The sequence below is a fragment of the Tepidiforma sp. genome (genome assembly GCF_026419595.1).
GTDB lineage: Bacteria > Chloroflexota > Dehalococcoidia > Tepidiformales > Tepidiformaceae > Tepidiforma.
Map to the genome: position 1 here is coordinate 32,121 of NZ_JANZZD010000001.1, position 25,165 is coordinate 57,285.

The window sequence follows — 25,165 nt, forward strand, 5'->3', positions numbered from 1 at the left end:
ACGGGCGGTTACCCGGAGAGCGCCTCCATTCCGAGCCGCTCGCCCTCGGCGAGGGCGGCATCGATGCGGGCCGGGTCTTTGGCGCCGGCCTGGGCGAGGTCGGGCCGGCCGCCGCCGCCGCCGCCGGCGGCCTGGGCGACGGCGCGGATGATGGTGCCGGCGTGGACGCCGCGGGCCACGAGGTCCGGCGTGGCGGCGGCGAGGAAGGCGGGCCGGCCCTCGAGGTCGGCGCCGAGGATGACGAGGGCGGACTTGAGCCGGCCGCGGACACGGTCGGCGATATCGCGGAGGACGTCCTGGCTGAGGGCATCGACGCGGGCGACGACGAGCCGGGCGTCGCCGACCGGCCGCGCTGAGGCGACGAGCCCTTCGGCAATGGCGGCGGCCTGGACGCGGGCGAGCTGTTCGGCCTGCTTGCGGAGGCGTTCGAGCTCGGACTGGAGGGCGTCGATGCGGTCTTCCAGCTCGGCGGGCGAAGTGTTGAGCCGGTCGGCGAGGCGGTAGAGGCGCTCCTGCTGCTCGAGGAGGTAGGCCTCGGCAGCGCGGCCGGTGACGGCTTCGATGCGGCGGGTGCCGGCGGCGACGGCACCTTCGCGGATGATGTGGATGAAGCCGATTTCGCCGGTGTGGTGGACGTGGGTGCCGCCGCAGAGTTCGGCGCTGAAGACGTGGCCGTCATCGCGGATTTCGACGACACGGACTTCGCTGCCGTACTTGTCGCCGAAGAAGGCGAGCGCGCCGGCTTCGATGGCCTGGCGGTAGCCGGTGGTGCGCCACTGGACTTCGAGGTCGTGGCGGACTTTTTCGTTGGCGAGCTGCTGGACCTCGGCGAGGGCTTCGCGGGGCGTCTGCTCGAGGTGGGTGAAGTCGAACCGGAGCCGCTCGGGGGAGACGAGCGAGCCCTGCTGGCGGACGTGGGTGCCGAGGATGGCGCGGAGGGCGGCGTGGAGGATGTGCGTTCCGGTGTGGTTCCGGGCGGCGCCGCGCCGCCAGTGGAGGTCGACCGAAGCGGCGGCGCGCTGGCTGGCACGAATCTCCCCTTCCGTAACCCGGCCGCGGTGGACGATGGCGCCGCCGGCGGCCTGGGTGTCTTCGACGAGGAAGACGCCGGTGGGGGTGACGATGTTCCCGCGGTCGCCGAGCTGGCCGCCGCCTTCGGGGTAGAACGGGGTGGTGGAGAGGACGAGTTCGCCCTCCTGGCCTTCGGTGAGGAGGTCGGCGAGGGCGCCGCCGCGGAGGATGGCGACGATGGCGGCATCGGCTTCGGTGTGGGTGTAGCCGACGAAACTGGAGTGGTCCTCGCCGAGCTGCTGGATGACGGGGGAGACTTCGCCTTTGAGGAAGGCGCCCTGCTGGCGGGCGCGCTGGCGCTGGGCTTCGAGCGCGGCCTGGAAGCCGGCATCGTCGACGGTGAAGCCTTCGGCGGCGGCGATTTCGCGCGTGAGTTCGACCGGGAGTCCGAACGTGTCGTAAAGCGTGAAGGCTTCGTCGCCGGGGATGACGGCGGCGCCGGCGGCGCGGAGGCGCTCGAGGAGGTCTTCGAGGCGGTGGGTGCCGGCTTCGAGCGTGCGGGTGAAGCGCTCTTCCTCGGCGGAGAGGGCGCGCCGGATGAACTGCCGGTTTTCGACGAGGTGGGGGTAGGCGCCGCCGAGCCGTCCGATTGCGGCCTCGGCGAGGCGGTGGGTAAACGGTTCGCGGACGCCGACTTTGCGGGCGAAGTAGATGGCGCGGCGGATGACGCGGCGGAGGACGTAGCCGCGGCCTTCGTTGCTGGGGACGACGCCGTCGCCGATGAGGAGGGTAGCGGCGCGGCAGTGCTCGGCCATGGCGCGGATGGCGTAGGCCTGCAGCTCGGAGGCAGCGCCGCCGAGGTAGTCGACGCCGACGACGGCCTGGGCCTCGGCGAGGATGGGGAGGAAGATGTCGGTTTCGAAGACGGAGCGTTTGCCCTGGAGCACCATAGCGACGCGCTCGAGGCCGCTGCCGGTGTCGATGTTCTGGGCGGGGAGGTTGGTGCGGCGCCCGTCGGGGTGCTGGTAGAGCTGCATGAAGACGAGGTTCCAGATTTCGAGGAACCGGTCGCTGTAGCCGACGCCGGCGGGGCGACCGTCGGGGCCGGTGTGGAGGCGCGCCTCGGCCGGGTCGCGGGAGGGGTCGAGGTCGTAGTAGATCTCGCTGTCGGGGCCGCAGGGGCCGCTGGCGCCGGGCGTGTCCTTTGGGAAGGAGAACCAGTAGTTCAGGTCTTCGTCGCGGCGATGGATGTGGTCGTCGGGGAGCCCGACGTCGCGCCAGTAGCCGTAGCTGTCGTCATCGTCGAGGTAGATGGTGGCGTGGAGGCGGGCCGGGTCGAGGCGGTAAACCTCCGTGAGCAGTTCCCACGCCCAGCGGATGGCTTCGCGCTTGAAGTAGTCGCCGAAGCTGAAGTTGCCGAGCATTTCGAAGGCGGTGAGGTGGGAGAGGTCGCCGACTTCTTCGATGTCGGTGGTGCGGAAGCAGCGCTGGACGGTGACGACGCGGGGCGCGGCCGGCGGCTCTTCGCCCATGAACTGGGGCTTGAACTGCTGCATGCCGGCGGAGGTGAACATCGAGGTCGGGTCGCCGATGGGGACGAGCGGCCACGGTGGAAGGAGGACGTGGCCGCGGTCGCGGAAGAAGGAAACGAAGGCGTCGCGGATTTCGTCGGACGTGCGCGGCGGGGTGCTCATACTCGTTGGAGGCATCCTAGGGGCGGGCGGCGCGCGGTGTCGAGAGCGCCTTGACAGGGCTTCCGGGGCGTTTCTAGGATGGAATGCGGACGGGATATCCGTCTGTTATGTGCGCTTCACCTGAACCTCCCAGTACCGATTGGCCCGGCCCGGCGCAACGCGCGGGGAACCAGAGCGGGGACGGCCGATGAGCGGGGTCGGCGTGGTCGTCCTCGCGGCGGGGCTGGGCACCCGGATGCGTTCCCGGCTCCCGAAAGTGCTCCACCCGGTCTGCGGCGCGCCGATGGCGTGGCACGTCATCGAGGCGGCGTGCGCGCTGGCACCTGCCCGGATCGTAGTCGTCACGGGCCACGAGGCGGAGCGGGTCGAGGCGGCGCTGGCGGCCGATGACGTTCGGTTCGTGCGGCAGGAGGTGCTGGACGGGACGGCGGGGGCGGTGCGGCGGTGCGAGGGCGCGCTCGCCGGCTGTGAGACGGTCGTCGTGCTGAACGGCGACGCGCCGCTCGCGCGGGCGGAGACGCTGCGGCAGCTCATCGCGGCAAGGGCCGGGCGGCCGCTGGCGTTCGCGGTCTGCCGGCTGGCGGAGCCGGGCCGCATGGGCCGGGTCGTGCGCGATGCGGACGGCGAAGCGGCGGCGGTCGTCGAAGCCGCCGAGTACGAGGGCCCGGACGGCCCCGCGGAGGTGAACGCCGGGCTGTACGCGTTCGATGCGGCGTGGCTGTGGGCGAAGCTGCCGCAGGTGCCCGTGGGCGCGAAGGGCGAGTACTACCTGACGCATCTCGTGGCGATGGCAGCGGCCGAGGGCCGGCCGGCGGCGACGGTGACCGTCGGCGAGGACGAGGCGCTCGGCGTGGACGACCGCGTGAAGCTGGCGCAGGCTGAGGCGCTGATGCGGCGGCGGATTCTCGAGCGGCACATGCTCGCGGGCGTGACCATCGAAGACCCGGCGACGACGTTCATCGGGGCGCTGGCGACGCTCGGGCAGGATGTGACGGTGCTGGCAGGGAGCCGCATCGAAGGCCGGAGCGAGGTCGCGGAGGAAGCGGTCATCGGTCCGAATACGACACTCCGCAATGCCAGGGTCGGCAGGGGTACACGCGTCGAGGCGTCGGTCGTCGAGGATTCGGCGGTTGGCGCGGGGTGCAGCGTCGGGCCGTTCGCCCACATCCGCGGCGGCGCGGTGGTCGGCGATGACTGCGAGGTGCACAACTACGCCGAGGTCAAGAACTCGCGCCTCGGGAACGGCGTGAAGATGCATCACTTCAGCTACCTCGGCGACGCCGACGTTGGCGAAGGGACGAACATCGGGGCAGGGACCATCACCTGCAACTACGACGGGGTGGCGAAGCACCGGACGGTCATCGGACGGGGGGTGTTCGTCGGGTCGGATACGATGCTGGTCGCGCCGGTGCGCCTCGGCGACGGGGCGTTCACGGCGACCGGGGCGGTGGTGACGCGGGATGTGCCGGCGGGCGGGAGCGTGCGCGGCGTGCCGGCGAAGCCGTTCGAACGGAAGGAGCGCAGGCCAGCCTCGCCCTGACCGGGGCGGAGGTTCGACGCATGGAACCCTCTCATGTGCTGGCAATCGTGGTCATCGCGGCGGGGTCGGCTGCCCTGGCGGCGATCGCGGCGGCGGAAGCGGCGCTCGAGCGGGCGAACGACGTGCGGATCCGGGCGCTGGCGGCCCGGGGCAACCGGCAGGCGCTGCGGATCGTGCCGAGCGTGGAGCAGCCGGGGCGCTACCTCGGGACGATCACGGCGGCGCGGGTGCTCACGGCGGCTCTCGTGATTTCGCTGTTCGCCTACCTCGGGGCGGAGCGGTACGGGGCGGCGCGCGGCGGCATCGGGTTCGGGATGGCCGGCGGCGTCCTGATCGCGATGGTGCAGATGGCGGTCGGCATGGTGGTCGCGCGGGCCCCGGAGTACGCGGCGCTCAAGCTCTCGGGGGTGGCGGTGGCGACGCGGCGGGCGTTCGCCGTGCCGGCGTTCGTGCTCGGGCTCCCGGCGGCGCTGGCGGCGCGCTCGATCCGGTGGGTGACGCCGGAGCCGGAGACGGACATCCTCGCGCTCGTCGAGAAAGAGGAAGCGGAAGGCGGCGTGGAGGAGCAGGAGCGGCGCATGATCCGCGGGGTCATCGCGCTCGAGGACAAGACGGCGCGCGAAATCATGGTGCCGCGCATCGACGTCGCCGCGGCGGACATCAGCGCGACGGTGGGCGACGTGGCGGCGATCGTCACGGAGCGGGGCGTGAGCCGGGTGCCGGTCTACCGCGAGAACATCGACGACATCGTCGGCATCGTCTACGCGAAGGACCTGCTGCGGGCGGTGGCGAACGGCGGCCGCGACCGGCCCATCGCCGAGCTGGTGCGCGAGGCGTACTTCATCCCGGAATCGAAACGGCTGGACGAGCTGCTGACGGAGATGCAGGCGCGGCGGACGCACATGGCGATCGTGGTCGACGAGTACGGCGGCACGGCGGGCATCGTGACCATCGAGGACCTGCTGGAGGAGATCGTCGGGGAGATCGAAGACGAGTACGACGTCGCGCGGCCGTCGATCGAGGTGATTTCGCCGGACGAGGTGGTGCTGGACGCGGGCACGAGCACCGACGCGCTGAAGGAGCTGTTCGGGCTCGACGTCGAGTCGGAAGACTTCGACACGATCGGCGGGTTCCTGATCCATCACCTCGGCCGGCTGCCGGCGGTCGGCGACGAGGTCGAGGTGGATGGCCTGACGCTGCGCGTGCTGAGCATGTCCGGCCGGCGGGTGCGGCGGCTGCGGATTACGCGGCAGCGGACGGGCGAGCGGGAGGAAGTTGCGGCCCACTGAGGGCAGCCTGCTAGGATGCGCGGGTCATGAGCGACGGCGACGAGCTGCCGTACTGGCTGGCGCTGCGCAGGGCGGGCCTGGGCTCGACGAGCTTCGCGCTGCTGCTGGCGAAGTTCGGCTCCATCGAGGAAGCGTGGCGGGCGGCGCCGGGCGACTGGCGCGCCGCGGGGGTCGAAGAGGCGTACGCGCGGAGCCTCGCGCGGGTGCGGGCCAGCTTCGACGCGGAGAAGGAGCTCGCCTCGCTCGAGCGGGCCGGGGCGCGCGCGCTGACCTGGCGCGACGCGGCGTACCCGGAACGGCTGCGGCAGATTCCGCAGAGCCCGCCGGTGCTGGTGGTGCGGGGCGCGGCCGGGCCGGAGTTCGACCAGGCGGTCGCGGTGGTCGGGACGCGGTCGGTCACGCCGTACGGGCGGCAGGCGACGGAAGCGTTCTGCACGGCGCTGGCAGAGCTGGGCGTGGCGATCATCAGCGGGCTGGCGCGGGGCGTGGACGCCATCGCCCACCGGACGGCGGTGGAGCGGGGCGCGCCGACGGCGGCGGTGCTGGCGGGCGGCATCGACCAGGTGTACCCGCGGGAGAACGCCGGCCTGGCGGAGCGCATCGCGGAGGTCGGGTGCCTCGTGAGCGAGTACCCGCTCGGGACGCCCGCGCGGCGGGACTACTTTCCGCGGCGGAACCGGATTCTTTCGGGGCTGGCGCGGGCGGTGCTGGTGGTGGAGGCGGGAGAGGGGAGCGGCGCGCTCCACACGGCGAACTGGGCGTTCGAACAGGGGCGGGACGTCTTCGCGGTGCCGGGGAGCATCTTTTCGCCGCAGAGCGCGGGGACGAACCAGCTCATCCGGGAGAACACGGCGAAGCTGGTCGCGACGCCGGAGCAGCTCTGCGAAGAGCTGAACCTGCTGGGGAGCGGGGCGCAGCTGCCGCTGCCGGGGGCGCGCGCATCGGTCCCGGCGGGCACCGCAGCCGCGGCGCCCGCGGCTGCCGGGGACGACCCGATTCTGCAGCTGCTGGCGGGCGGGCCGCGGCACATCGACGACGTCGTGCGGGCGCTGGGGAAGCCGGCGGCGGAGGTCGCGGGGGCGCTGAGCGTGCTCGAAATCGACGGGCTGGTGCGACAGACGGGGCCGATGACCTACGGAATCGCCTGAGCGCGCCGAACTGGCGAGCAGAAAGACCGCGGGAAGCCCCTGCTGGACAGAGGGCGGAAGCGCTCTCTACCTTGGAAAGTCCCGGCAGCCGGGGATTCGAGGGGAACAGCGAGAGGATCGTGGCGACAGCAACAGCAACGCGGAAGCGACAGCGGAAGGACGGCGAGGCGGCGGTCCCTGCGCCGGAAGCGGGCACGCGGGCCCCGGCGAAGGGCAGCCGGAAGGGGCCGCGGTACCTCGTGGTGGTGGAATCGCCGACCAAGGCGCGCACGCTCCAGGGCATCCTCGGCAGCGACTACGAGGTGATGGCCTCGCTCGGGCACGTCCGCGACCTGCCGACCTACGGCTACGGCGTCGAGAACGTCGAGCAGCTCGATTTCCGCCCGAAGTACGTCGTGGTGAAGGACCGCTCGAGCCGGGTCGACAAGGCGGAGGTCATCAAGGAGATCGCGGAGGCGGCGAAGAAGGCGGAGCGGGTCTTCCTGAGCACGGACCCCGACCGCGAGGGCGAGGCGATCGCGTGGCACATCAAGGAGGCGGCGGGCATCCCGGATGAGAAGGTGACCCGCGTGGTGTTCCACGAGATCACGCGGCCCGCGATCGAAGCAGCGTTCGCGGAAGCGACGGGGCAGGCGCCGAAGGCGGACGACGGTCACGGCCGCCGGGAGCCGGGCAAGCTGGACATGCACCTCGTCGATGCGCAGCAGGCGCGGCGCGTGCTCGACCGGCTGATCGGCTACCCGCTGACGTGGTTCGTGCAGAAGAAGGTGAGCCGGGGGGCGAGCGCCGGCCGGGTGCAGAGCGTGGCGCTCGGGCTGATCGTGAAGCGGGAGCGCGAGATCCAGTCGTTCGTGCCGGTGGAGTACTGGACGGTGGAGGCGCAGCTCGCGAAAGAGGGGCGGCCGTTCGCGGCGGGGCTCGTGAGCTTCGACGGGATGAAGAAGGGCGCAAAGATGCGGCCGGAGTTCGGCCCGGCAGGCCCGGCGATCCCGGATGAGGCGACGGCGAACCGGCTGCTCGAGGGATACCGGCGGGCGCGGTTCGCGGTGACCGCCGTGAAGCCGGGGCAGCGGAAGGTGTCGCCGGCGCCGCCGTTCACGACGAGCACGTTCCAGCAGGCGGCGGTCAACCGCCTTGGGATGTCGACCGCGCGGGCGATGGCCGTCGCGCAGGAGCTGTACGAGGGCGTCAACGGGATGCCCGGCCTGATCACCTACATGCGCACGGACTCGGTCGCGGTCTCGCCGGTGGCGCAGCAGCAGGCGCGCACGTTCATCCGGGAGACCTGGGGCGAGGCGTTCGTGCCCGAGAAGCCGCGGGTCTACCGGACGCGGGCGCGTGGCGCGCAGGAGGCGCACGAGGCGATCCGGCCGACGAACCCGGCGCTGGCGCCGGAGCAGCTGCGGCGGGCGCTCAGCTCGGAACAGCTGAAGGTGTACCAGTTGATCTGGCAGCGGTTCCTCGCCAGCCAGATGACGGATGCGGTCTACCGGACGATGACGGTCGACATCGAGGCGACGGCGGAGGGCGCGCCGGCCGGGACGTTCCGGGCGAACGCGAGCACCCTGGTGTTCGAAGGCCACCTGAAGGCGTACGGCGCCGAGGCGGCCGAGACCGACGAGGACGGCGAGCAGGTGGTCGATGCGCTGCCCGAGCTGGCGGCGGGCGACGTGCTGGAGCGGCGAGCCGTGGAGGCGAAGCGGCACGAGACGCAGCCGCCGCCGCGGTACACCGAGGCGTCGCTGGTGAAGGCGCTGGAGGAGCTGGGCATCGGCCGGCCGAGCACCTACGCGAGCATCGTGCAGACGGTGCTGAAGCGGGAGTACGTGCGGAAGGAAGGGCGGCAGCTCGTGCCGCAGGAGCTCGGGTTCATCGTGCACGACCTGCTCGAGCAGCACATGAAGAAGTACGTGGACGTGCCGTTCACGGGCGAGATGGAGGAAGAGCTCGACGAGGTCGCTTCGGGCGAGCGGGACTGGATGGAGGTGCTGCGGGAATTCTGGCCGGAGTTCAAGGCCGAACTCGACCGGGCCGAGGCCTCGGCGGAGAAGGAGCAGCAGCCGACGGACATCCCCTGCGAGGGGTGCGGGCAGGCGAACCTCGTCATCAAGTGGGGACGGAACGGGAAGTTCTTCGGCTGCCCGCGCTACCCGGAGTGCACGTTCACGCTGCCGATGGGCCCGGACGGGCAGCCGGTGCGGGCGGGCGAGCCGGTGGCCATCCCGTACCGCTGCCCGAAGGACGGCGGCCGGCTGCTGAAGAAGTCGGGGCGGTTCGGCGAGTACGTCGAGTGCGAGAACCGGGCGGCCGGGACGTGCGATTTCCGCGGCGGGGTGCCCGTCGGCGTGCCCTGCCCGGAGGAGCCGGAGACGGGGCAGCTGGTGGAGAAGAGCTCGCGCCGGGGGACGTTCTACGCCTGCTGGAACTATCCGAACTGCAGCTACACGACGAACAGCCTCGAGCCGGGGAAGATGACACCGCCGCGCCCGCCGGAGGTCCGGGAGGAGGCGAACCGAAAGCTCCTCGAGCGGAGCGCGCGCGGCAAGGCGGCCTTCGCGAAGCGGCGGGCGAACGCCGCGGCGCGGAAGGCGAGCTGAAGCCGGGCCGAACCGGCGCGGCGGCCGGCGGGAGCTTGCGTACGGCGTCTTGACGGAGCAGGATGCCGTTATGCCAAGCATCGCGCCCCACAAGACGGCCGAGGCGTTCCTCGAGGCGTACCTCCGGGAGCTGGGGACGGTCGCAGGCCGGTCGCCGCACACGATTCGGAACTACCGGAACGACATCGGGGCGTTCCTGCGCTGGTGCCGGGAGCGGGAGCTGGAGCCGCTGGCGGTCTCGCGGCAGACCTTTCGGGAGTACCTCGGGGAGCTGAAGGCCGGCGGGATGGCGCCGGCTTCGCTGACGCGGCGGACGAGCACGGTGCACGGCTTCTACCGGTACCTGCAGCGGGAGGGCGCCACCGAGAGGGACCTGCTCAACGGGACGGCGATGCCGAAGCGGCCGCGGCGGCTGCCGAAGGTGCTCGACCCGGCGACGCTGGCGCGGCTGCTGGAGACGCCCGACCCGTCCACGCCGCAGGGGCTGCGCGACCGCGCGCTGATGGAGCTGCTCTACGGCGGCGGGCTGCGGATTTCGGAGCTGGTCAGCCTCGACCTCGGGCAGGTGAACCTCGCGGAGGGTGCCGCCATCGTGCACGGCAAGGGTTCGAAAGAGCGGCTGGTGCTCTTCGGCGAGCCGGCGATGCAGGCGCTCGAGCGGTACCTCGCGGAGGGCCGGCCGCTGCTAGCGGCGGCAGCGAAGGGCGGCCGGGCCGCGCCGGCGCTGTTCCTCAACCGGTTCGGGGGCCGGCTGACGGCGCGGTCGGTGCAGGAGCTGGTGCGGAAGCACGCAGTCGCCGCGGGTATCCCGGCGGAGGTGCACCCGCACCTGCTGCGGCACTCGTTCGCGACCCACCTGCTCGACGGCGGCGCGGACCTGCGCATCGTGCAGGAGCTGCTCGGGCATTCGTCGCCGGCGACGACGCAGATTTACACGCACGTGAGCCGGCAGATGCAGGCGCAGCTGACGCGGCAGGCGTGGGAGCGGCTGGCCGAGGAGACGCTGGAATCGGGGCGCGCCCGGCGCCGGCGCGCGGCGGCCGAGGGGTGACAGGGCGGGGCCGGCATCGGACAATCGGCTGACGATGCAGATTCTGCTGGCGCACGGGCCGAACCTGAACCTGCTCGGCGAACGGAAACCGGAAATCTACGGCACGACCACTCTGCTCGATATCGAAGCGGACGTCGCGGCGGCGGCGAACGCCCGGGGCGCCGCGGTGCTCTGCTACCAGACGAACCACGAGGGCGCGCTCATCGACGCGCTGCACCACTACCGGCGGGTGGTCGACGGGGTCATCCTGAACGCCGGCGCGTGGACGCACACGTCGGTGGCGCTGCGGGACGCCATCGAGGCGGTCCAGCTGCCGGTCGTGGAGGTGCACCTTTCGAACACCCACCGGCGGGAGGGGTTCCGGCACCGGTCGCTCATCGCCGGCGTCTGCATCGGCCAGGTGACAGGGCTGGGCCGGGACGGGTACACCGCGGCGGCGAACCTGCTGCTCGATTACCTGGAGGCGCGCCGGTGAGCGCGCGGCTGGCGCGGCTGCGGGCGCTGCTGGAACGCGAGGGCCTGGACGGCCTGCTCATCGCGGCGCCCGGGGAGGAGGGGCCGGGCTGGGCGTCGCGCGCCTACCTGAGCGGCTTTACGGGCTCCGCGGGGGTGCTGCTCGTCACGCGCGACGCCGCCGTGCTCGCGGTCGACTCGCGCTACTGGGAGCAGGCTGACGTCGAGACGGCCGGGCGGGGGGTGGCGGTGCTGCGCGCGCAGGGCCCGCGGAGCGGCTGGCTGCGGGAGCTGGTGGGGAACGCCGGCGCGGCGGGGAAGCGCATCGGCGTTGCGCCGCGCGACCTGACCTACGCGGGCTTCCTCGCACTTGAGGCCGCCGTCGCGGAAATGCCGGCGGGCGACCGCCCGGAGCTGGTGCCGGCGGCGGGGCTCGTCGAAGAGCTGCGGCGGGTGAAGGACGCGGAGGAGCTGGCGCTGCTGGAGGAGGCGATCCGCATCAGCGACCGGGCGTTCGAGCGGCTGGCGCGCGAGCTCGCGCCGGGGATGACCGAGCTGGAGGCCGCGGACCGGTTCGAACGGTACGTCCGGGAGGAAGGCGGGAGCGGCGTCTCGTTCCCGAGCATCGTGGCGGGCGGGCCGTGGAGCGCGCTGCCGCACGCGCAGCCGCGGGCGGAGGGCTTCGCGCCCGGGGCGCCGATCGTCATCGACGTCGGGGCGCGGTTCCGCGGCTACTGCTCGGACCTGACCCGGACGGTGGTGCTGGGAGAGCCGGGCGCGCGGTTCCGGGAGGTATACGAGGTGGTGCGGGCGGCGCAGCTCGCAGCCATCGAAGGCGTCGAGCCGGGGATGCGGGCTTCCGACGCGCACGAACTGGCGCACGCGGTCATTCGCGCCGCGGGCTACGGCGAGGCGTTCGGGCACGGGCTCGGCCACGGCGTCGGGCTGGAGATTCATGAAGACCCGTATCTCGGGCCGTCATCGGACCATGTTCTCGAAGCGGGAATGGTGTTTACCATTGAACCCGGCATCTACCTGCCCGGCTGGGGCGGGGTGCGCATCGAAGACATCGTCGTGCTCGAGGATGGCAAGGCGCGCGTCCTGAGCCACGCACCGAAACTGACCTTGGAGGGGAGTGACGCATGATTTCGACGGGTGAGCTGAAGAAGGGCGCGACCATCGAGCTCGACGGGAAGCTGTACTCGATTCTCGACTACGCGCACATCAAGATGGGGCGCGGTTCGGCGCAGGTGCGCATCAAGTTCCGCGACGTGCGGAGCGGCGCGATCATCGAGCAGACGTTCCAGGCGGGGACGAAGTTCCAGCGGGCGCGCGTCGAGCGCCGCGAGATGCAGTACCTGTACAACGACGGCGAGTTCTACTACTTCATGAACACGGAGACCTTCGAGCAAATCCCCGTGAGCGCCGACAAGGTGGGGGATGCGGCGAAGTACCTGAAGGAGAACGACACCTGCGAGGTGGTGCTGTACGGCGACGAAGTGATCGGCGTGGAGCTGCCGATCACCGTCGAGCTGGTGGTCACGGATACGGAGCCCGGCTTCAAGGGCGACACGGCGACGGGCGGCACGAAGCCGGCGACGCTGGAGACGGGGCTCGTGGTGCAGGTGCCGCTCTTCGTGGAACCGGGGACGAAGATCCGGGTGAACACGGAAACGGGCCAGTACATCGAGCGCGTGCAGTAGGCGGCCGGATGCGTCTCGCCAGTCGGGCGGCGAGGCCGTAGCCTAACCCGGCGATGGCTGCGAACGACCACGTCCTGCCGGTTTCGGCACTCGTCGCGTTCCTCCGCGAGTACCTCGAGGCGAACGAGTTCCTCTCCGACGTGTGGGTCACAGGCGAGGTGTCGAACTCGTCGCGGAGCACGGCGGGGCACCGGTACTTCACCCTGCGCGATGCGAAGGCCGCGATCCGGTGCGTGATGTGGCGCGACCGGATGCCGCCGGGCTTCGTCCTGAAGGACGGCGAGCGGGTGATCGTGCACGGGCGCATCTCGGTGTACCTGCAGCGAGGCGAGCTGGAGCTGGTCTGCGATTTCGCGCGGCCGGAAGGGGTCGGCGTGCTGGCGGCGAAGCTCGAGGAGCTGCGGCTCCGGCTGGAAGCAGAGGGGCTGTTCGACCCGGCGCGGAAGCGGCCGCTGCCGCGGTTCCCGCTGCGCATCGGGCTGGTGACCTCGCCCGGGGGCGCGGCGCTCCACGACGTGCAGTTCGTGCTCCGGAAGCGGTGGCCGGTGGCGACGCTGGTGTTCGCGCCGGCGCAGGTGCAGGGCGAGCAGGCGCCTGGGCAGGTGGTCGCGGCGCTGCGGCGGCTGGCGCAGGAGCCTGACCTCGACCTCATCCTCGTGACTCGCGGGGGCGGCGCGGCCGAAGACCTGCACGCATTCAACGACGAGCGGGTGGCGCGGGCGATTTACGCCTCGCCGCACCCGGTCGTGACGGGCGTGGGGCACGAGACGGACGTGACGATCGCGGACCTCGTGGCGGACCTGCGGGCCGCGACGCCGAGCGCAGCGGCCGAGCGGGCGACGCCGGACATCGCGGCGGTCGAACGAAGCCTCGGGATGCTGGACCGGGCGATGGCATCGTCGGTGCGGCACGTCATCGCGGGGCTGGCAGCGGATACGGAGGCCGCGGCGGGCCGGCTGCGGCGCGGCGCACCGCGGGTCGGCGAGCTCCGGGCGGCGGTAGCGGAGCTGGCGCGGGACATGGAAGAAGCGGCAGAAGGGCGGGCAGCCCGGGAGCGCGCGCGGTTCGAAACGCTGGCCGCGCGATTCGCGGCGCTCGACCCGATGGCCACGCTGCGGCGGGGGTTCGCCATCGTGCAGCGCGAAGGCGGGCGCCAGCCGGTGATTTCGAGCGTCCGCGGCGTGAAGGCCGGCGACCGCCTGCGGGTCGCGGTTTCGGACGGGGCATTCTGGACGGAGGTGCGCTGATGCCGAGCGAGGGGAGCGAACGGTTCGAGGCGCTGTACGCGCAGCTGGAGGAGCATGCGCGGCGGCTGGAGCAGGGCAACCTGCCGCTGGAAGAGTCGCTGAAGCTGTACGAGGAGGGCGCGGCGCTCGTCGACCGGCTGCGGGCGATCCTCGAAGGGGCAGAGTTGAAGCTGCAGACGATCCAGCAGCGGCTCGAGCGGGAGACGGCGGAGCTGCAGGAGATCGAGGAGGAGTACGACGAGGCGGAGTTCGATGCCGGGGAGTAGCCGGCTGCGCATCGCCTGGCTCACGACGGGGCGGGGACCGGGCTCCTACGGCGCGCTCGAGCACCTGTTCGGGGCGATCGATCGCGGGCTGCCGGTGGAGGTTGCGGTGGTGTTCGTGAACCGCGAGCGGGGCGAGGCGGAGCCGACCGACCGGCTGATCGCGATGGCGGAAGCGCGAGGCGCGCCCGTCGAGCTGCTCTCGTCGGTGGCCTTCCGGAAGGCGCGGGGCGGAAAGGTGGGGCGGCCGGGGGAGCCGCTGCAGCCGTGGCGGTACGAGTTCGACGCGGAGGTCGCGAGGCGGCTGGGGCGGTACGGGTTCGACCTCGGCCTGATGTTCGGCTACATGCTCATCGCCACGGAGGCGCTGTACGGGCGGTACACGTTCCTGAACGACCACCCGGCGCTGCCCGACGGGCCGGTGGGCACCTACCAGGAGGTCATCGCCGCGTTGATTCGCGCCGGCGCACGGGAATCGGGCTGCATGATGAACGTGGTGACGGGGGACGTGGACCGCGGCCCGGCGGTGAGCTTCTGCCGGTACGGCATCCGGGACGCCGCGAACGAGGCGCTCTGGGCGGCGCTGCCGTCAGCGGAGGCGGCGGCGATGGACCTCGAGGCGATCATGGCGACGCCCCTGTATGCGGACATCCGGGCGCGGGGAGTGGCGCGGGAGCGGCCGTTCCTCGTCGAGACGCTGCGGGCGGTGGCCGAAGGGCGGCTGGCGGTGCCGCCGCCGGCGCCGCTGGACCTCACGGAGGCCGTCGAGGCGGCGCTCGCAGCAGCCGGGCCGGCCGTATACTGAGCGCCATGACGCCGCCGCTGCCTGCCTGCCCCGATTGCACCGCCGCCTACGAACCGACCGACAACTACTGCCGCCAGTGCGGGATGTACCTCGCCGCGCTGCGGGAGGTGGCCGTCGCGCCCGCTGCGCCGCAGACGCCGCAGCGGTACGAGCGGGAGCGCGCCGCGCTGCCCGCGCCGGTGAAGAAGGCGGTGACGGCGGTCGCCATCGGGACGGCGCTGCAGGTCGGGATGAGCCTGACCGGGAAGTACCTCGCGCGTCAGGCGGCGAAGGGCGCGGTGAGCGCCGTCCGGCCGAAGGCGAAGCGGCCGCGCCCGAATGCGCGCCAGCAGGCGGCGAACGAGGCTGCGCCGGCGGCTATCGACGACCCGTACGCCGACGCGGCAGCGGTCAGCGAGACGGTGGTCATCCGGCGGGTGTGGATTCGGCGGCCGTAGCGAGGGTCAGGCGAGGAGGGCGCGGAGCTCTGCGGCGGCTTCGCGGACGCGCCGCGGGGCCGTGCCGCCGGGGATGTCGCGCGCGGCGAGGGCTGACTCGACCGTAATCGCGAGAACGTCGGGCTCGAAGAGCGGGCTGGCGGCGCGGTAGACCTCGAAGGGGAGTTCGTTGAGTTCGCAGCGGCGCGATTCCGCTTCGCGGACGAGCCCGCCGACGACGGCGTGCGCCTGCCGGAAGGGCATCCCCTTCTTCACGAGGTAATCGGCGATGTCGGTGGCGAGGGCGTAGCCCTGGCCGGCGGCCTCGCGCATCCGGGGGAGGTCGAATTCGAGTGCCGGGAGCATCGCGGCGAAAATTTGCAGGGTCGGGATGAGCGTGCGGCCGGCGGCGAGGTAGTAGCTCTTGTCCTCCTGGAGGTCGCGGTCGTAGGCGAGGGGGAGGCCCTTCAGGGTGACGAGGATGCCGGTCAGTTCGGCGACGAGGCGGCCGGCGCGGCCGCGGGCGAGCTCGGCGACGTCGGCGTTCTTCTTCTGCGGCATGATGCTCGAGCCGGTCGCGAAGGCATCCGGCAGCCGGACGAAGGCGTATTCGGCGCTGGCCCAGAGGATGATCTCCTCGGCGAGGCGCGAGATGTGAACCTGCGTCATGGCGGCGGCGAAGCAGAACTCGGCGACGAAGTCGCGGTCGGAGGTGGCGTCGATGGAGTTGCGGGAGACGGCGTCGAAGCCGAGTTCGCGGGCGACCATCTCGCGGTCGAGCGGGTAGGGCGAGCCGGCAAGCGCGCCGGAGCCGAGCGGCATGACGTTGGTGCGGCGGCGGCAGTCGCGGAAGCGGTCGCGGTCGCGGAGGAGCATTTCGCCGTAGGCGAGGAGGTGGTGGCCGAGGGTGATGGGCTGGGCGCGCTGGACGTGGGTGTAGCCGGGCATCGGGTCGGCGGCGTGCCGCTCGGCGAGGTCGCAGATGACGGCGATGAGCTCGCGGAGCGCGGCAGCGGCGTCATCGCAGAGGGCGCGGACGGCCATGCGGTTGACGAGGGCGACCTGGTCGTTGCGGGAGCGGGCCGTGTGGAGACGGCCAGCGGGCTCGCCGATGCGCTCGCGGAGCAGGACTTCGATGTGGGTGTGGATGTCTTCGAGCTCGGGGCGCCAGGCGACCTCGCCGCGGCGGAACTGTTCGCGGACGGCCTCGAGGCCGGCGATGATCGCGTCCGCGTCGGCTGCGGGAATGATGCCCTGGCGGCCGAGCATGCGCGCGTGGGCGATCGAGCCGGCGATGTCGAACTCCCAGAGGTCGCGGTCCATGCCGGCGGTGTACTGGAGGGTGAGGTCGGCGACGGCGCCTTCGAAGCGGCCGCCCCACGTGCGGCCATCAGCGGACACGGGCAGCCTCCGCGAGGAGCGACCAGTCGAGCAGCTCGCTGACGCGGTCGAAGGTGAAGTCGGGCACGACGCCGTCTGCGTCGGGGCGTGAGCGCTTCCAGGCCGCGGGCATGCCGAGCCGCTGCGCGCCGGCGATGTCTTCGGCGAGGGAGTTGCCGACCATCGCTGCCTCCGCGGGCTGGAGGCCGAGCGTTTCGAGCGCGGCTTCGAAGAGGCGCGGGTGGGGCTTGAGGTAGCCGACTTCGACGGAGACGGCGATGACATCCCAGTCGATATCGAGGCCCGCTTCGCGGAGGTCGGCGCGGAAGCGGTCGCCGCCGAACGCGCGGTTGGTGACGATGCCGAGGCGGAAGCCGCGGGCGCGGAGGGCCTCGAGGGTGGGACGGGCGTCGGGGTAGGCGGCTTTGCCGCCCTCGGCGCCGGAGACGTAGATCGCTTCGAGGAAGGCGGCAGCGAGGCCGCGGTCGAGGCGGACGCCGAGGGCCGCGGCGGCTTCGGCTGCGATGGCGGGGTAGTCGGGTTCGACGAGGTCGCCGGCGCGGGCGGCGCGCATGGCGCCGTCCATCGCGTCCCAGCAGGCGCGGGCGAGCCGGTCGGGGTCGCCGCCCTCGATGCCGTTGGCGGCGAGGAAGGCAGCGGCCCGCTCGGCGGCGCGCCGGCGGAATTCCGCCGGGGGCGGCGCTTCGGCGGCGTGCCAGAGGGTATCGCCGACATCGAAGAGGACCGCGCGGACGGGCATGGCTCGGGGTGACCTCGCGGCGGCGGAAGCCGTCGTCACGATGATCGCAGAGGACGGGGCAACGGGACACCGGGCAATTCTTCAGCCGTTTACCGGCGTACGGAAGGGCGCGCTTAGAATGGGGGGATGCGAATTCGGGCTGCGCGGACGTTCATCGTCGAACCGAACCTCCCCGGGCCGCTGGAGCCCCTGCGGAAGCTCTCGCGGAACCTGTACTGGACCTGGAACACGGATGCCGCGGCGCTCTTCGAGCGAATCGACCGGGAGCTCTGGCGGGAAACGGACCACAACCCGGTGCGGCTGCTGCAGCTGGTGCGGCAGGAGCGGCTGCACGAGCTGGCGGAGGACGAGGGGTTCCTCGAACACCAGCGGCGGGTGGCCGCGGCGCTGGAGGCGTACCTCGGACGGGCGCCGCTGCTCGAGGTGGAGGGGCTGGAGCCGGGGGACGTCATCGCCTACTTCTCGCTGGAGTTCGCGCTGGCGGAGTGCCTGCCCAACTACTCGGGCGGGCTGGGCGTGCTCGCGGGCGACCATCTGAAATCGGCGAGCGACCTCGGGCTGCCGCTGGTGGGCGTGGGGCTGTTCTACCACCAGGGATACTTCCGGCAGGAGATTTCACCGGACGGCTGGCAGCAGGAGGTGTACCTCGACCTCGACCCGGCGGCGCTGCCGATGGCGCACGTCGTGGATGCGAGCGGGCGGCCGGTGGAGGTCGCGGTGCCGTTCGACGGCCGGGAGGTGTGGGCGCAGGCGTGGCGGATCGACGTCGGGAAGACGCCGCTCTACGTGCTGACGACGAACATCGAGCGGAACCCGCCGGCGGACCGGGAGATTACGGCCCGGCTGTACGGCGGCGACAACGAGATGCGCATCCAGCAGGAGATGGTGCTGGGGATCGGCGGCGTGCGGCTGCTGCAGGCGCTCGGCATCGAGCCGGCGGTTTGCCACATGAACGAAGGGCACTCGGCGCTGCTGGGCATCGAGCGGATCCGGGCGGCGATGGAGCGGTTCGGGGCATCGTTCGCCGAGGCGCGGCTGCCGGTCACGGGGGCGACGGTGTTCACGACGCACACGGCGGTGGCGGCGGGAATCGACCTCTTCCCGCCGGACCTGCTGCGGCGGTACCTCGGGCATTACTGGGCTCGGCTGGGGCTCGATGACCGCGCGTTCCTCGACCTCGGGCGGACGCGGCCGGGGGACGACGGCGAGCCGTTTTCGATGGCGGTGCTGGGGCTGAATTTGAGCGGCTACCGGAACGGGGTATCGCAGCTGCACCGGGGGGTGTCGCGGCGGCTGTGGGAGTCGGCGTGGCCCAACCTGCCGCACGATTCGATCCCCATCGACGCGATCACGAACGGGGTCCACCTGCCGACGTGGGTCTCGCACGAGATGGGGGAACTGTTCGACCGGTACGTGGGGCCGGCATGGCGGGACGACCCCGCGAGCGCGAACTGGGCCGCCGTCTACGACATCCCGGACGAGGAGCTGTGGCGGGTGCACGAGCGGCAGCGGCAGCAGCTGGTGCTCCGGGCGCGGCAGCAGTACACCGAGGACATGCTGCGGCGGGGGCTGCCGGCAAACGAACCGGGGGGCGGCCCGGTGCTGGACCCGGAGGTGCTGACGATCGGATTCGCGCGGCGGTTCGCCGGGTACAAGCGGGCGACGCTGCTGTTCCGCGACCTCGAGCGGCTGGCGCGCATCCTCGATGACTTCGAACGGCCGGTGCAGGTGCTGTTCGCGGGGAAGGCGCACCCGCGGGACGACGGCGCGAAGGCGCTCATCCGCGAGGTGGTGCAGGTGAGCCGGTCGCCGGAGTTCCGGGGCCGGCTGGTGCTACTGGAGCGGTACGACGTGGAGCTGGGGCGGCTGCTGGTGGCGGGCTCGGATGCGTGGCTGAACACGCCACTGCGGCCGCTGGAGGCGAGCGGCACGAGCGGGATGAAGGCGTGCGCCAACGGGGTGCTGCACCTGAGCGTGCTCGACGGCTGGTGGTGGGAGGCGTACCGGCCGGGGACGGGCTGGGCGATCGGCCGGAACCGGGTGGACGACGACCCGGAGGCGCAGGACGCCTTCGACGCCGAATCGCTGTACGGGCTGCTCGAGGGCGAGGTCGCGCCGCTCTTCTACGAGCGGGACGGGCAGGGCATCCCGCGGGAGTGGGTGCGGCGGATGAAGGAGACGATCGTCACGTACGCGGCGCAGTTCAGCACGAGCCGGATGGTTTCGGACTATGCACGGCGGGCCTACGGGCCGGCCGCGTCGGCGTGGCATGCGCTGCGGGCCGAGAACCTCGGGCGGGCGCGGGAGCTGGCGGCGTGGCTGGAACGGGTGCGGGCTGGCTGGGACGCGGTGAAGGTGTACGCGGTCGAAGACGACGGGAGCGAGCTGCGGCCGGCGGATGCGCCGGTGACGGTCCGGGTCCAGCTCTACCCGGGTCCGCTGCAGCCGGAGGATCTGCGGGTCGATATCGTGTACGGGCAGACGGATGCGCGGCGGGAGCTGCGCATCGAGGCCGAGGCACCGCTGCAGTTCGCCGGGCAGCAGGAGGACCGGCTGTGCCGGTACGAAGGGAGCTTCCGGCCGGGTTCCGGCGGCCGCGTCGGGTTCGCCGTGCGGGTGATGCCGCAGCACCCGCATCTGCCGGGCGTCATCTGCACGGGGCTCGCGCACTGGGCCTAGCGGAGGGAGACGATGACCTACTGGGCGCTGCTGCTGCACTTCTACCAGCCGCCGACGCAGACGCACGACGTGCTGGCGAAGGTAGCCGAGGAGTCGTACCGGCCGCTCATCCGCGTGCTCCGGGCGCACGAGAACGCGCGGGTGGCGGTCAACCTGCAGGGTGTGCTCACGGACCTGCTGCAGGAACACGGGCTGGGCGACGTCGTGGCCGGCCTGCGCGAGCTGGCAGAGCTGGGCCGGGTGGAATTCGTCGGGAGCGGGAAGTACCACCCGATTTTGCCGCTCATCCCGGAGGCGGAACGGAAGCGGCAGATCGCGGAGAACGCGCGGACGAACCGGGCGGCCTTCGGCCGGGCGTGGAACCCGCGCGGGTTCTTTCCGCCGGAGATGTGCTACAGCCGGGACATCCTGGCCTCGGTGCACGCGAGCGGCCATGAGTGGCTCATCGTCAGCGGTGTGGCGTGCCCGGTGGAATGGCCGGTGGACGTCATCTGCCGGGTGCCCGTGAACGGAGCGCAGGCGCGGGTGCTCTTCCGCGATGACCTCCGGAGCAACCGGATTTCGTTCCGGGAGACGAACCCGGAGGCGTTCCTCGACGACCTCGCGAAGGTGGGGCAGGGCCGCGACGCCTACGTGGTGACGGCGATGGACGCGGAGACGTACGGCCACCACATCCGCGACTGGGAGCGGGAGTTCCTCGGCGCCACGCTGGAGCTGCTGGCGTCGGAGGCGCAGGGCAAGGCGCCGCGGGTGCGGATGGTGCTGCCGAGCGAGCTGCTGGAGCTGTTCCCGGATGGGCCGGTGGTCGAGCCGCATGCATCGAGCTGGAGCACGAGCCTCGACGACCTCGCAGCGCACAATCCGTTCCCGCTCTGGAAGTCGCCGGGCAACCGGATTCACGAGCTGCAGTGGGAGTACGTCGACCACTGCCTCGACCTGGTGGCAGTGGCGCGGCGGTACGCGACGACGCCGGAGGCGAAAGAGTTCGCGGCGGCGGCCTACGAGCGGCTGGGCCCGGCGCTCCACAGCTGCCAGTTCTGGTGGGCGAGCCGGCGGCCGATGTGGAGCATCCCGATGATCTACCGGGGCTTCCTGCTGCTGAACCAGGTGGCAACCTACGCGGCGCACGCGATTGCCGCGGGCGATGCTTCGGAGCCGGTGAAGCGGGAGGCGCGGTGGCGGCTCGCTGCGGCCAACGAGGCGCGGGTCGAGCTCGAGCGGGAGCTGATCGGGAGCCGGGCGCCGTGAAGATCCTGTTCGCCTCGGCGGAGGTGGACCCGTTCGCGAAGGTCGGGGGCCTCGCCGACGTGGCGGCCTCGCTGCCCCAGCGGCTGAAGGAGATCGGCCACGACGTGCGGGTCGTGACACCGTGCCACGCCTCGGCGGCAGAAGCGCACGCGGCGTCGCGGGCGCACCGGCTGCTGCGAGTCGCCAGCCCGGGCAAGCCGCGGGACGTCGATATCGCGACGGTGGAGGGGGTCGGCGGGGTGCCGGTGGAGCTGGTCGGCGACCGGCACTATTTCTTCCGGGCGAACGTCTACGGAGAGCCGGATGACCTGCTGCGGTACCAGTTCTTCTGCCGCGCGATCATCGAAATGCTGCGGACCGACGAGTGGGTGCCGGACATCCTCCACCTGAACGACTGGCACACGGCGCCGCTGGCGTTCGGGCTCCGCAACCAGGCGTGGTCGAACCCGCGGCTGCGGGGCGTGGCGAGCGTGTTCACGATTCACAACCTGCGCTACCGGGGGCCGGACGAGCTGAACGACTTCCTCGCGCAGGCGATTTACTACAGCGACATCGTGACGACGGTGAGCCCGACGTACGCGCGAGAGATCCTGACGCGGGAATACGGCGAGGGGCTGGAGGCGCTGCTGGGGCTGCGGGGCGATGCGCTCATGGGCATCCTGAACGGGCTGAACTACGACCTGTTCAACCCGCGGACGGACCCCCACGTGCGGCACCACTACGACCTCGCGACGGTGGAGCAGCGGTGGCCGAACCGCGATGCGCTGCGGGAGGAGCTGGGGCTGCCGAAGACGGACGGGCCGATCGCGGCAATGGTGACGCGGCTGACGGAGCAGAAGGGCGTCGACCTCGCCATCCAGATCGTGCCGGAGATGGTGCTCGCCGGCGGGCAGTTCGTGGTGCTCGGCGACGGGGACCAGTGGCTGAAGGACGAACTGAAGCGGCTGGAGCGGGAGTACCCCGACCACGTCCGGCTGGCGCCGCGGTACGACCCGGGGCTGGCGCAGCGGATCTACGCGGGGTGCGACCTGTTCCTCATGCCGTCCCGGTACGAGCCGTGCGGGCTGGGGCAGCTGATCGCGATGCGGTACGGGGCGGTGCCCATCGGGCGGCGGACCGGGGGGCTTTCGGACACGATCCTCGACCTCGACGAGCACCCGGAGACGGGGACGGGCTTCCTGTTCGACGAATTCAGCCAGTTTTCGCTGGCCTCGGCGTACGAGCGGGCGGTGCGGGCGTTCCGGGAGCCAGACACGTGGCTGCGCCTGCAGCGGAACGGGATGAGCCGGGACTATTCGTGGCGGGCCTCGGCGACCTACTACGTCGAGGCGTACACCAGCGCGCTGCGGGCGCGGGGCATCGTGCCGCTGGAGTAGCGCCGGGGCCGGCCGTGCTATGCTCGCGGCCGGGATGGCTGAGAAGCGGGTGCTCGTGGTCGGCGCCGGGACGATGGGCTCCGCGATGGCGCGGATGCTGGCCGAGGGCCGCGTGCCGGGCGTCGCCCCGGCGGGCGTCGTCGACATCGACGGGGCGCGGGCGCTGGAGCTGGCGAACGCCGCCGGGACGCGGGCCTTCGGCGATATCGCGACGGCGGTGCGCGAGACGCTGCCGGACGCAGCCTACGTGGCGACGCCGGATGCGCAGCACCGGGCTCCGGTCGAGGAGCTGGCAGGACTCGGCATCCCGGTGCTGGTCGAAAAGCCGCTGGCGACGACCGCGGAGGACGCCGAGGCGATGGCGGAGGCGGTCCGCCGGGCGGGCGTGCACGCCGAGGTGAACTGGCTGCAGCGGTGGAATCCGCCGTTCGCGGAGGCCGCACGGGCGATCAGCGCGGGGGAGCTGGGGGAGGTGCGTCTGTTCAACGGGCGGTTCAACCACCCGGTCTCTTCGCCGCGGGAGCGGCTGCACTGGAGCGGCGGGACGACGCCCGCGTGGTACCTGATGTCGCACCTGTTCGACCTCGCGCTCTGGCTCGGGCGGAAGCGCGCGGTGAGCGTGTACGCCCTCGGCGGCCGGGGCGAACTCACCGGGCGGGGCATCGAGACGTACGACTGGGTGCACGCCATCGTGCGGTACGCCGACGGCGCGGACGGGGTGTTCGAGGCGTGCTGGATTTTGCCGGACAGCTGGCCGGCGGCGAGCGACCTCGCGCTCCGGGTGGTGGGGACGCGCGGCGCGGCGGAAATCGACGCCCGGCAGCAGGGACTGGCGCTGGCGTCGGAGCGGTACCGGTACCCGCCGGTGCTGCAGTGGGCGCCGCTGCGGCTGGCCGCGTTCCTGCGGGCGGCGGAGGGACGGGGCAGCACGGGGGCGAGCTTCGAGGACGGCGTCGCGGTGACGAAGCTGCTGGTGGCGCTGCACCGGAGCCTCGAATCCGGCGGGGTCGAGCGGGTCGAATGACGGCCGGGAAAGGCGACGTGCGCGTTCATATCGCCGGGCTCGGGCCGGGCAACCCGGGGCTGCTGACGCAGGAGACGGCAGCGCTGCTCGCCTCGGGGCTGCCGGTCATCCTGCGAACGCGGCACCACCCGACGGTGGCGGGGCTGGCGTTCGGTGGGCCGGTGAGCGACTGCGACGACCTGTACGGCGCGGCGGAGCGGTTCGACGAGGTGTACCGGGCGGCGGCCGAGCGGGTGCTGGCGGCCGCTGAGCGGGGGCCGGTGGTCTACGCCGTGCCGGGGCACCCGCTGGTGGCGGAGCGGAGCGCCGGGGAGGTACTGCGGCTGGCGGCAGAGCGCGGCTTCGCAGCGCGGGTCTACCCGGGGGTCAGCTTCGCGGACGTCGCGATTGCGCGGCTGGGCATCGACGGGGGCAACGTGCAGGTGTGCGACGCGGAGGACCTGCGGATCGACACGTGGCGGCCGGCCGTCATCGGGCAGGTGTACCGGCGCGAGGTGGCCTCGGAGCTGAAGCTGCGGCTGCTGGAGTGGTACCCGGCGGACCACCCGGTGCGGGTGCTGCGCCGGCTGGGGACGGCCGAGGAGCGGGTCGAGGAGATGGAGCTGGCGGCGCTCGACTACGGGCCGTTCGGCTACCTCGATGCGGTGTACGTGCCGCCGCTGGCGCCGCTGGAGGACGTGCGGCGGTTCGACGGCCTCGCTTATGTCGTAAGGCGGCTGAACGGTCCGGACGGCTGCCCGTGGGACCGCGAGCAGACGCATGCGACGCTGCGGCCGCATCTGCTCGAAGAGGCGTACGAGGCGCTGGAAGCGATCGACCGGGGCGACCCGGCCGCGCTGGAGGAGGAGCTGGGCGACCTGCTGCTGCAGGTGCTGATGCACGCGGCGGTCGCGGAGCGGGAGGGGACGTTCGAGTTCGGGGACGTCGTGGAGCACATCGCGCGGAAGCTGATCCGGCGGCACCCGCACGTCTTCGGCGAAGCGGTGGCGGAGACGGCGGAGGAGGTGTACCGGAACTGGGAGGCGCTGAAGCAGCAGGAGAAACCGCGGGCCTCGATTCTCGATGGGGTGCCGCGGACGCTGCCGGCGCTGGCGGCATCGCAGGCCATCCAGGGGCGGGCGCGGCGGGTCGGCTTCGACTGGCCGGATATCGAGGGGCCGCTGGAGAAGCTCGCGGAGGAGGTCGGGGAACTCGCGCGGGCGGGTGCCGGGCCGGAGCGGGAGGCCGAGTTCGGCGACGTGCTGTTCACGCTGGTGAACATCGCCGACCGGCTCGGGGTCGATGCGGAGCAGGCGCTCCGGGGGGCGAACGAGAAGTTTCGGCGGCGCTTCGGTGAAGTGGAGCGGCTGGCGAAGGAGCGTGGGCTGGAGCTGCGGGAGCTGGACCTCGTGGGGCTGGACCGGCTCTGGGAGGAGGCGAAGGCCGGAGAAGGGTGATTGAGAAGGCCCGCGGCGGCGCGTAGGCTGGGGTGTTGCAATCAG

Annotated in this window: 20 protein-coding genes; 17 read left to right on the top strand and 3 right to left on the bottom strand. The window is 72.2% G+C overall.

Going from position 1 to position 25,165, the window contains the following annotated elements:
* Positions 1–8: 8 nt before the first annotated feature.
* A complete protein-coding gene (gene alaS / locus N2041_RS00140) occupies positions 9–2,705 on the bottom strand; it encodes an alanine--tRNA ligase (RefSeq protein WP_297674639.1) in 2,697 nt (898 codons plus the stop codon).
* Between the two features lie 187 nt (positions 2,706–2,892).
* On the opposite strand from alaS, the gene glmU reads away from it, so the two are divergent.
* The 12 genes from glmU to N2041_RS00200 all read left to right on the top strand — a co-directional run bounded on the left by glmU (position 2,893) and on the right by N2041_RS00200 (position 15,238).
* Positions 2,893–4,245: a bifunctional UDP-N-acetylglucosamine diphosphorylase/glucosamine-1-phosphate N-acetyltransferase GlmU gene (gene glmU, locus N2041_RS00145; RefSeq protein WP_297674642.1), complete on the top strand. Its 1,353-nt coding sequence runs from the start codon at positions 2,893–2,895 to the stop codon at positions 4,243–4,245.
* A gap of 20 nt (positions 4,246–4,265) precedes the next feature.
* A complete protein-coding gene (locus N2041_RS00150; RefSeq protein WP_297674644.1) occupies positions 4,266–5,534 on the top strand; it encodes a hemolysin family protein in 1,269 nt (422 codons plus the stop codon).
* A gap of 26 nt (positions 5,535–5,560) precedes the next feature.
* Positions 5,561–6,682 (top strand): DNA-processing protein DprA, encoded by a 1,122-nt coding sequence (dprA, locus tag N2041_RS00155; RefSeq protein ID WP_297674647.1) that lies wholly within the window; start codon positions 5,561–5,563, stop codon positions 6,680–6,682.
* Between the two features lie 119 nt (positions 6,683–6,801).
* On the top strand, positions 6,802–9,279 hold the full coding sequence (gene topA / locus N2041_RS00160) for a type I DNA topoisomerase (RefSeq protein WP_297674648.1): 2,478 nt from the start codon (positions 6,802–6,804) through the stop codon (positions 9,277–9,279).
* A gap of 70 nt (positions 9,280–9,349) precedes the next feature.
* Positions 9,350–10,330: a tyrosine recombinase gene (locus N2041_RS00165; RefSeq protein ID WP_297674650.1), complete on the top strand. Its 981-nt coding sequence runs from the start codon at positions 9,350–9,352 to the stop codon at positions 10,328–10,330.
* Between the two features lie 34 nt (positions 10,331–10,364).
* Entirely contained in the window at positions 10,365–10,805 is a 441-nt protein-coding gene (aroQ, locus tag N2041_RS00170; protein ID WP_297674651.1) for a type II 3-dehydroquinate dehydratase, read from the top strand.
* Positions 10,802–11,929, top strand: coding sequence for an aminopeptidase P family protein (locus N2041_RS00175; protein ID WP_297674653.1), 1,128 nt, complete (start codon positions 10,802–10,804; stop codon positions 11,927–11,929). Before aroQ ends, N2041_RS00175 begins: the two co-directional genes overlap by 4 nt.
* On the top strand, positions 11,926–12,486 hold the full coding sequence (efp, locus tag N2041_RS00180; protein ID WP_270056864.1) for an elongation factor P: 561 nt from the start codon (positions 11,926–11,928) through the stop codon (positions 12,484–12,486). The genes N2041_RS00175 and efp overlap by 4 nt, the downstream gene beginning before the upstream one ends.
* A 53-nt stretch (positions 12,487–12,539) precedes the next feature.
* Positions 12,540–13,733: an exodeoxyribonuclease VII large subunit gene (gene xseA, locus N2041_RS00185; RefSeq protein WP_297674656.1), complete on the top strand. Its 1,194-nt coding sequence runs from the start codon at positions 12,540–12,542 to the stop codon at positions 13,731–13,733.
* Positions 13,733–13,999: an exodeoxyribonuclease VII small subunit gene (xseB, locus tag N2041_RS00190; RefSeq protein WP_297674658.1), complete on the top strand. Its 267-nt coding sequence runs from the start codon at positions 13,733–13,735 to the stop codon at positions 13,997–13,999. Before xseA ends, xseB begins: the two co-directional genes overlap by 1 nt.
* Positions 13,986–14,801, top strand: coding sequence for a formyltransferase family protein (locus tag N2041_RS00195; RefSeq protein WP_297674660.1), 816 nt, complete (start codon positions 13,986–13,988; stop codon positions 14,799–14,801). Before xseB ends, N2041_RS00195 begins: the two co-directional genes overlap by 14 nt.
* A gap of 5 nt (positions 14,802–14,806) precedes the next feature.
* Positions 14,807–15,238, top strand: coding sequence for a hypothetical protein (locus N2041_RS00200; protein WP_297674662.1), 432 nt, complete (start codon positions 14,807–14,809; stop codon positions 15,236–15,238).
* 6 nt (positions 15,239–15,244) lie between these two features.
* Here N2041_RS00200 and argH read toward each other — a convergent pair whose 3' ends face one another.
* Together argH and N2041_RS00210 are read right to left on the bottom strand one after the other, a co-directional pair.
* Positions 15,245–16,618 (bottom strand): argininosuccinate lyase, encoded by a 1,374-nt coding sequence (argH, locus tag N2041_RS00205; RefSeq protein WP_297674664.1) that lies wholly within the window; start codon positions 16,616–16,618, stop codon positions 15,245–15,247.
* Positions 16,608–17,357: an HAD family hydrolase gene (locus tag N2041_RS00210; protein ID WP_297674666.1), complete on the bottom strand. Its 750-nt coding sequence runs from the start codon at positions 17,355–17,357 to the stop codon at positions 16,608–16,610. The genes argH and N2041_RS00210 overlap by 11 nt, the downstream gene beginning before the upstream one ends.
* A gap of 126 nt (positions 17,358–17,483) precedes the next feature.
* Between N2041_RS00210 and glgP the strand changes: the two genes are divergently transcribed.
* From glgP to mazG, 5 genes are read left to right on the top strand one after another with little or no spacing between them, the layout of a single operon-like run.
* Entirely contained in the window at positions 17,484–20,036 is a 2,553-nt protein-coding gene (glgP, locus tag N2041_RS00215; protein ID WP_297674668.1) for an alpha-glucan family phosphorylase, read from the top strand.
* Between the two features lie 12 nt (positions 20,037–20,048).
* Entirely contained in the window at positions 20,049–21,284 is a 1,236-nt protein-coding gene (locus N2041_RS00220) for a hypothetical protein (protein WP_297674670.1), read from the top strand.
* Positions 21,281–22,660, top strand: coding sequence for a glycogen synthase (locus N2041_RS00225; protein ID WP_297674673.1), 1,380 nt, complete (start codon positions 21,281–21,283; stop codon positions 22,658–22,660). The genes N2041_RS00220 and N2041_RS00225 overlap by 4 nt, the downstream gene beginning before the upstream one ends.
* 34 nt (positions 22,661–22,694) lie before the next feature.
* Positions 22,695–23,684: a Gfo/Idh/MocA family oxidoreductase gene (locus tag N2041_RS00230; protein WP_297674675.1), complete on the top strand. Its 990-nt coding sequence runs from the start codon at positions 22,695–22,697 to the stop codon at positions 23,682–23,684.
* 17 nt (positions 23,685–23,701) lie between these two features.
* Positions 23,702–25,120, top strand: coding sequence for a nucleoside triphosphate pyrophosphohydrolase (gene mazG / locus N2041_RS00235; RefSeq protein WP_297674677.1), 1,419 nt, complete (start codon positions 23,702–23,704; stop codon positions 25,118–25,120).
* The last annotated feature ends 45 nt before the right edge of the window (positions 25,121–25,165 follow it).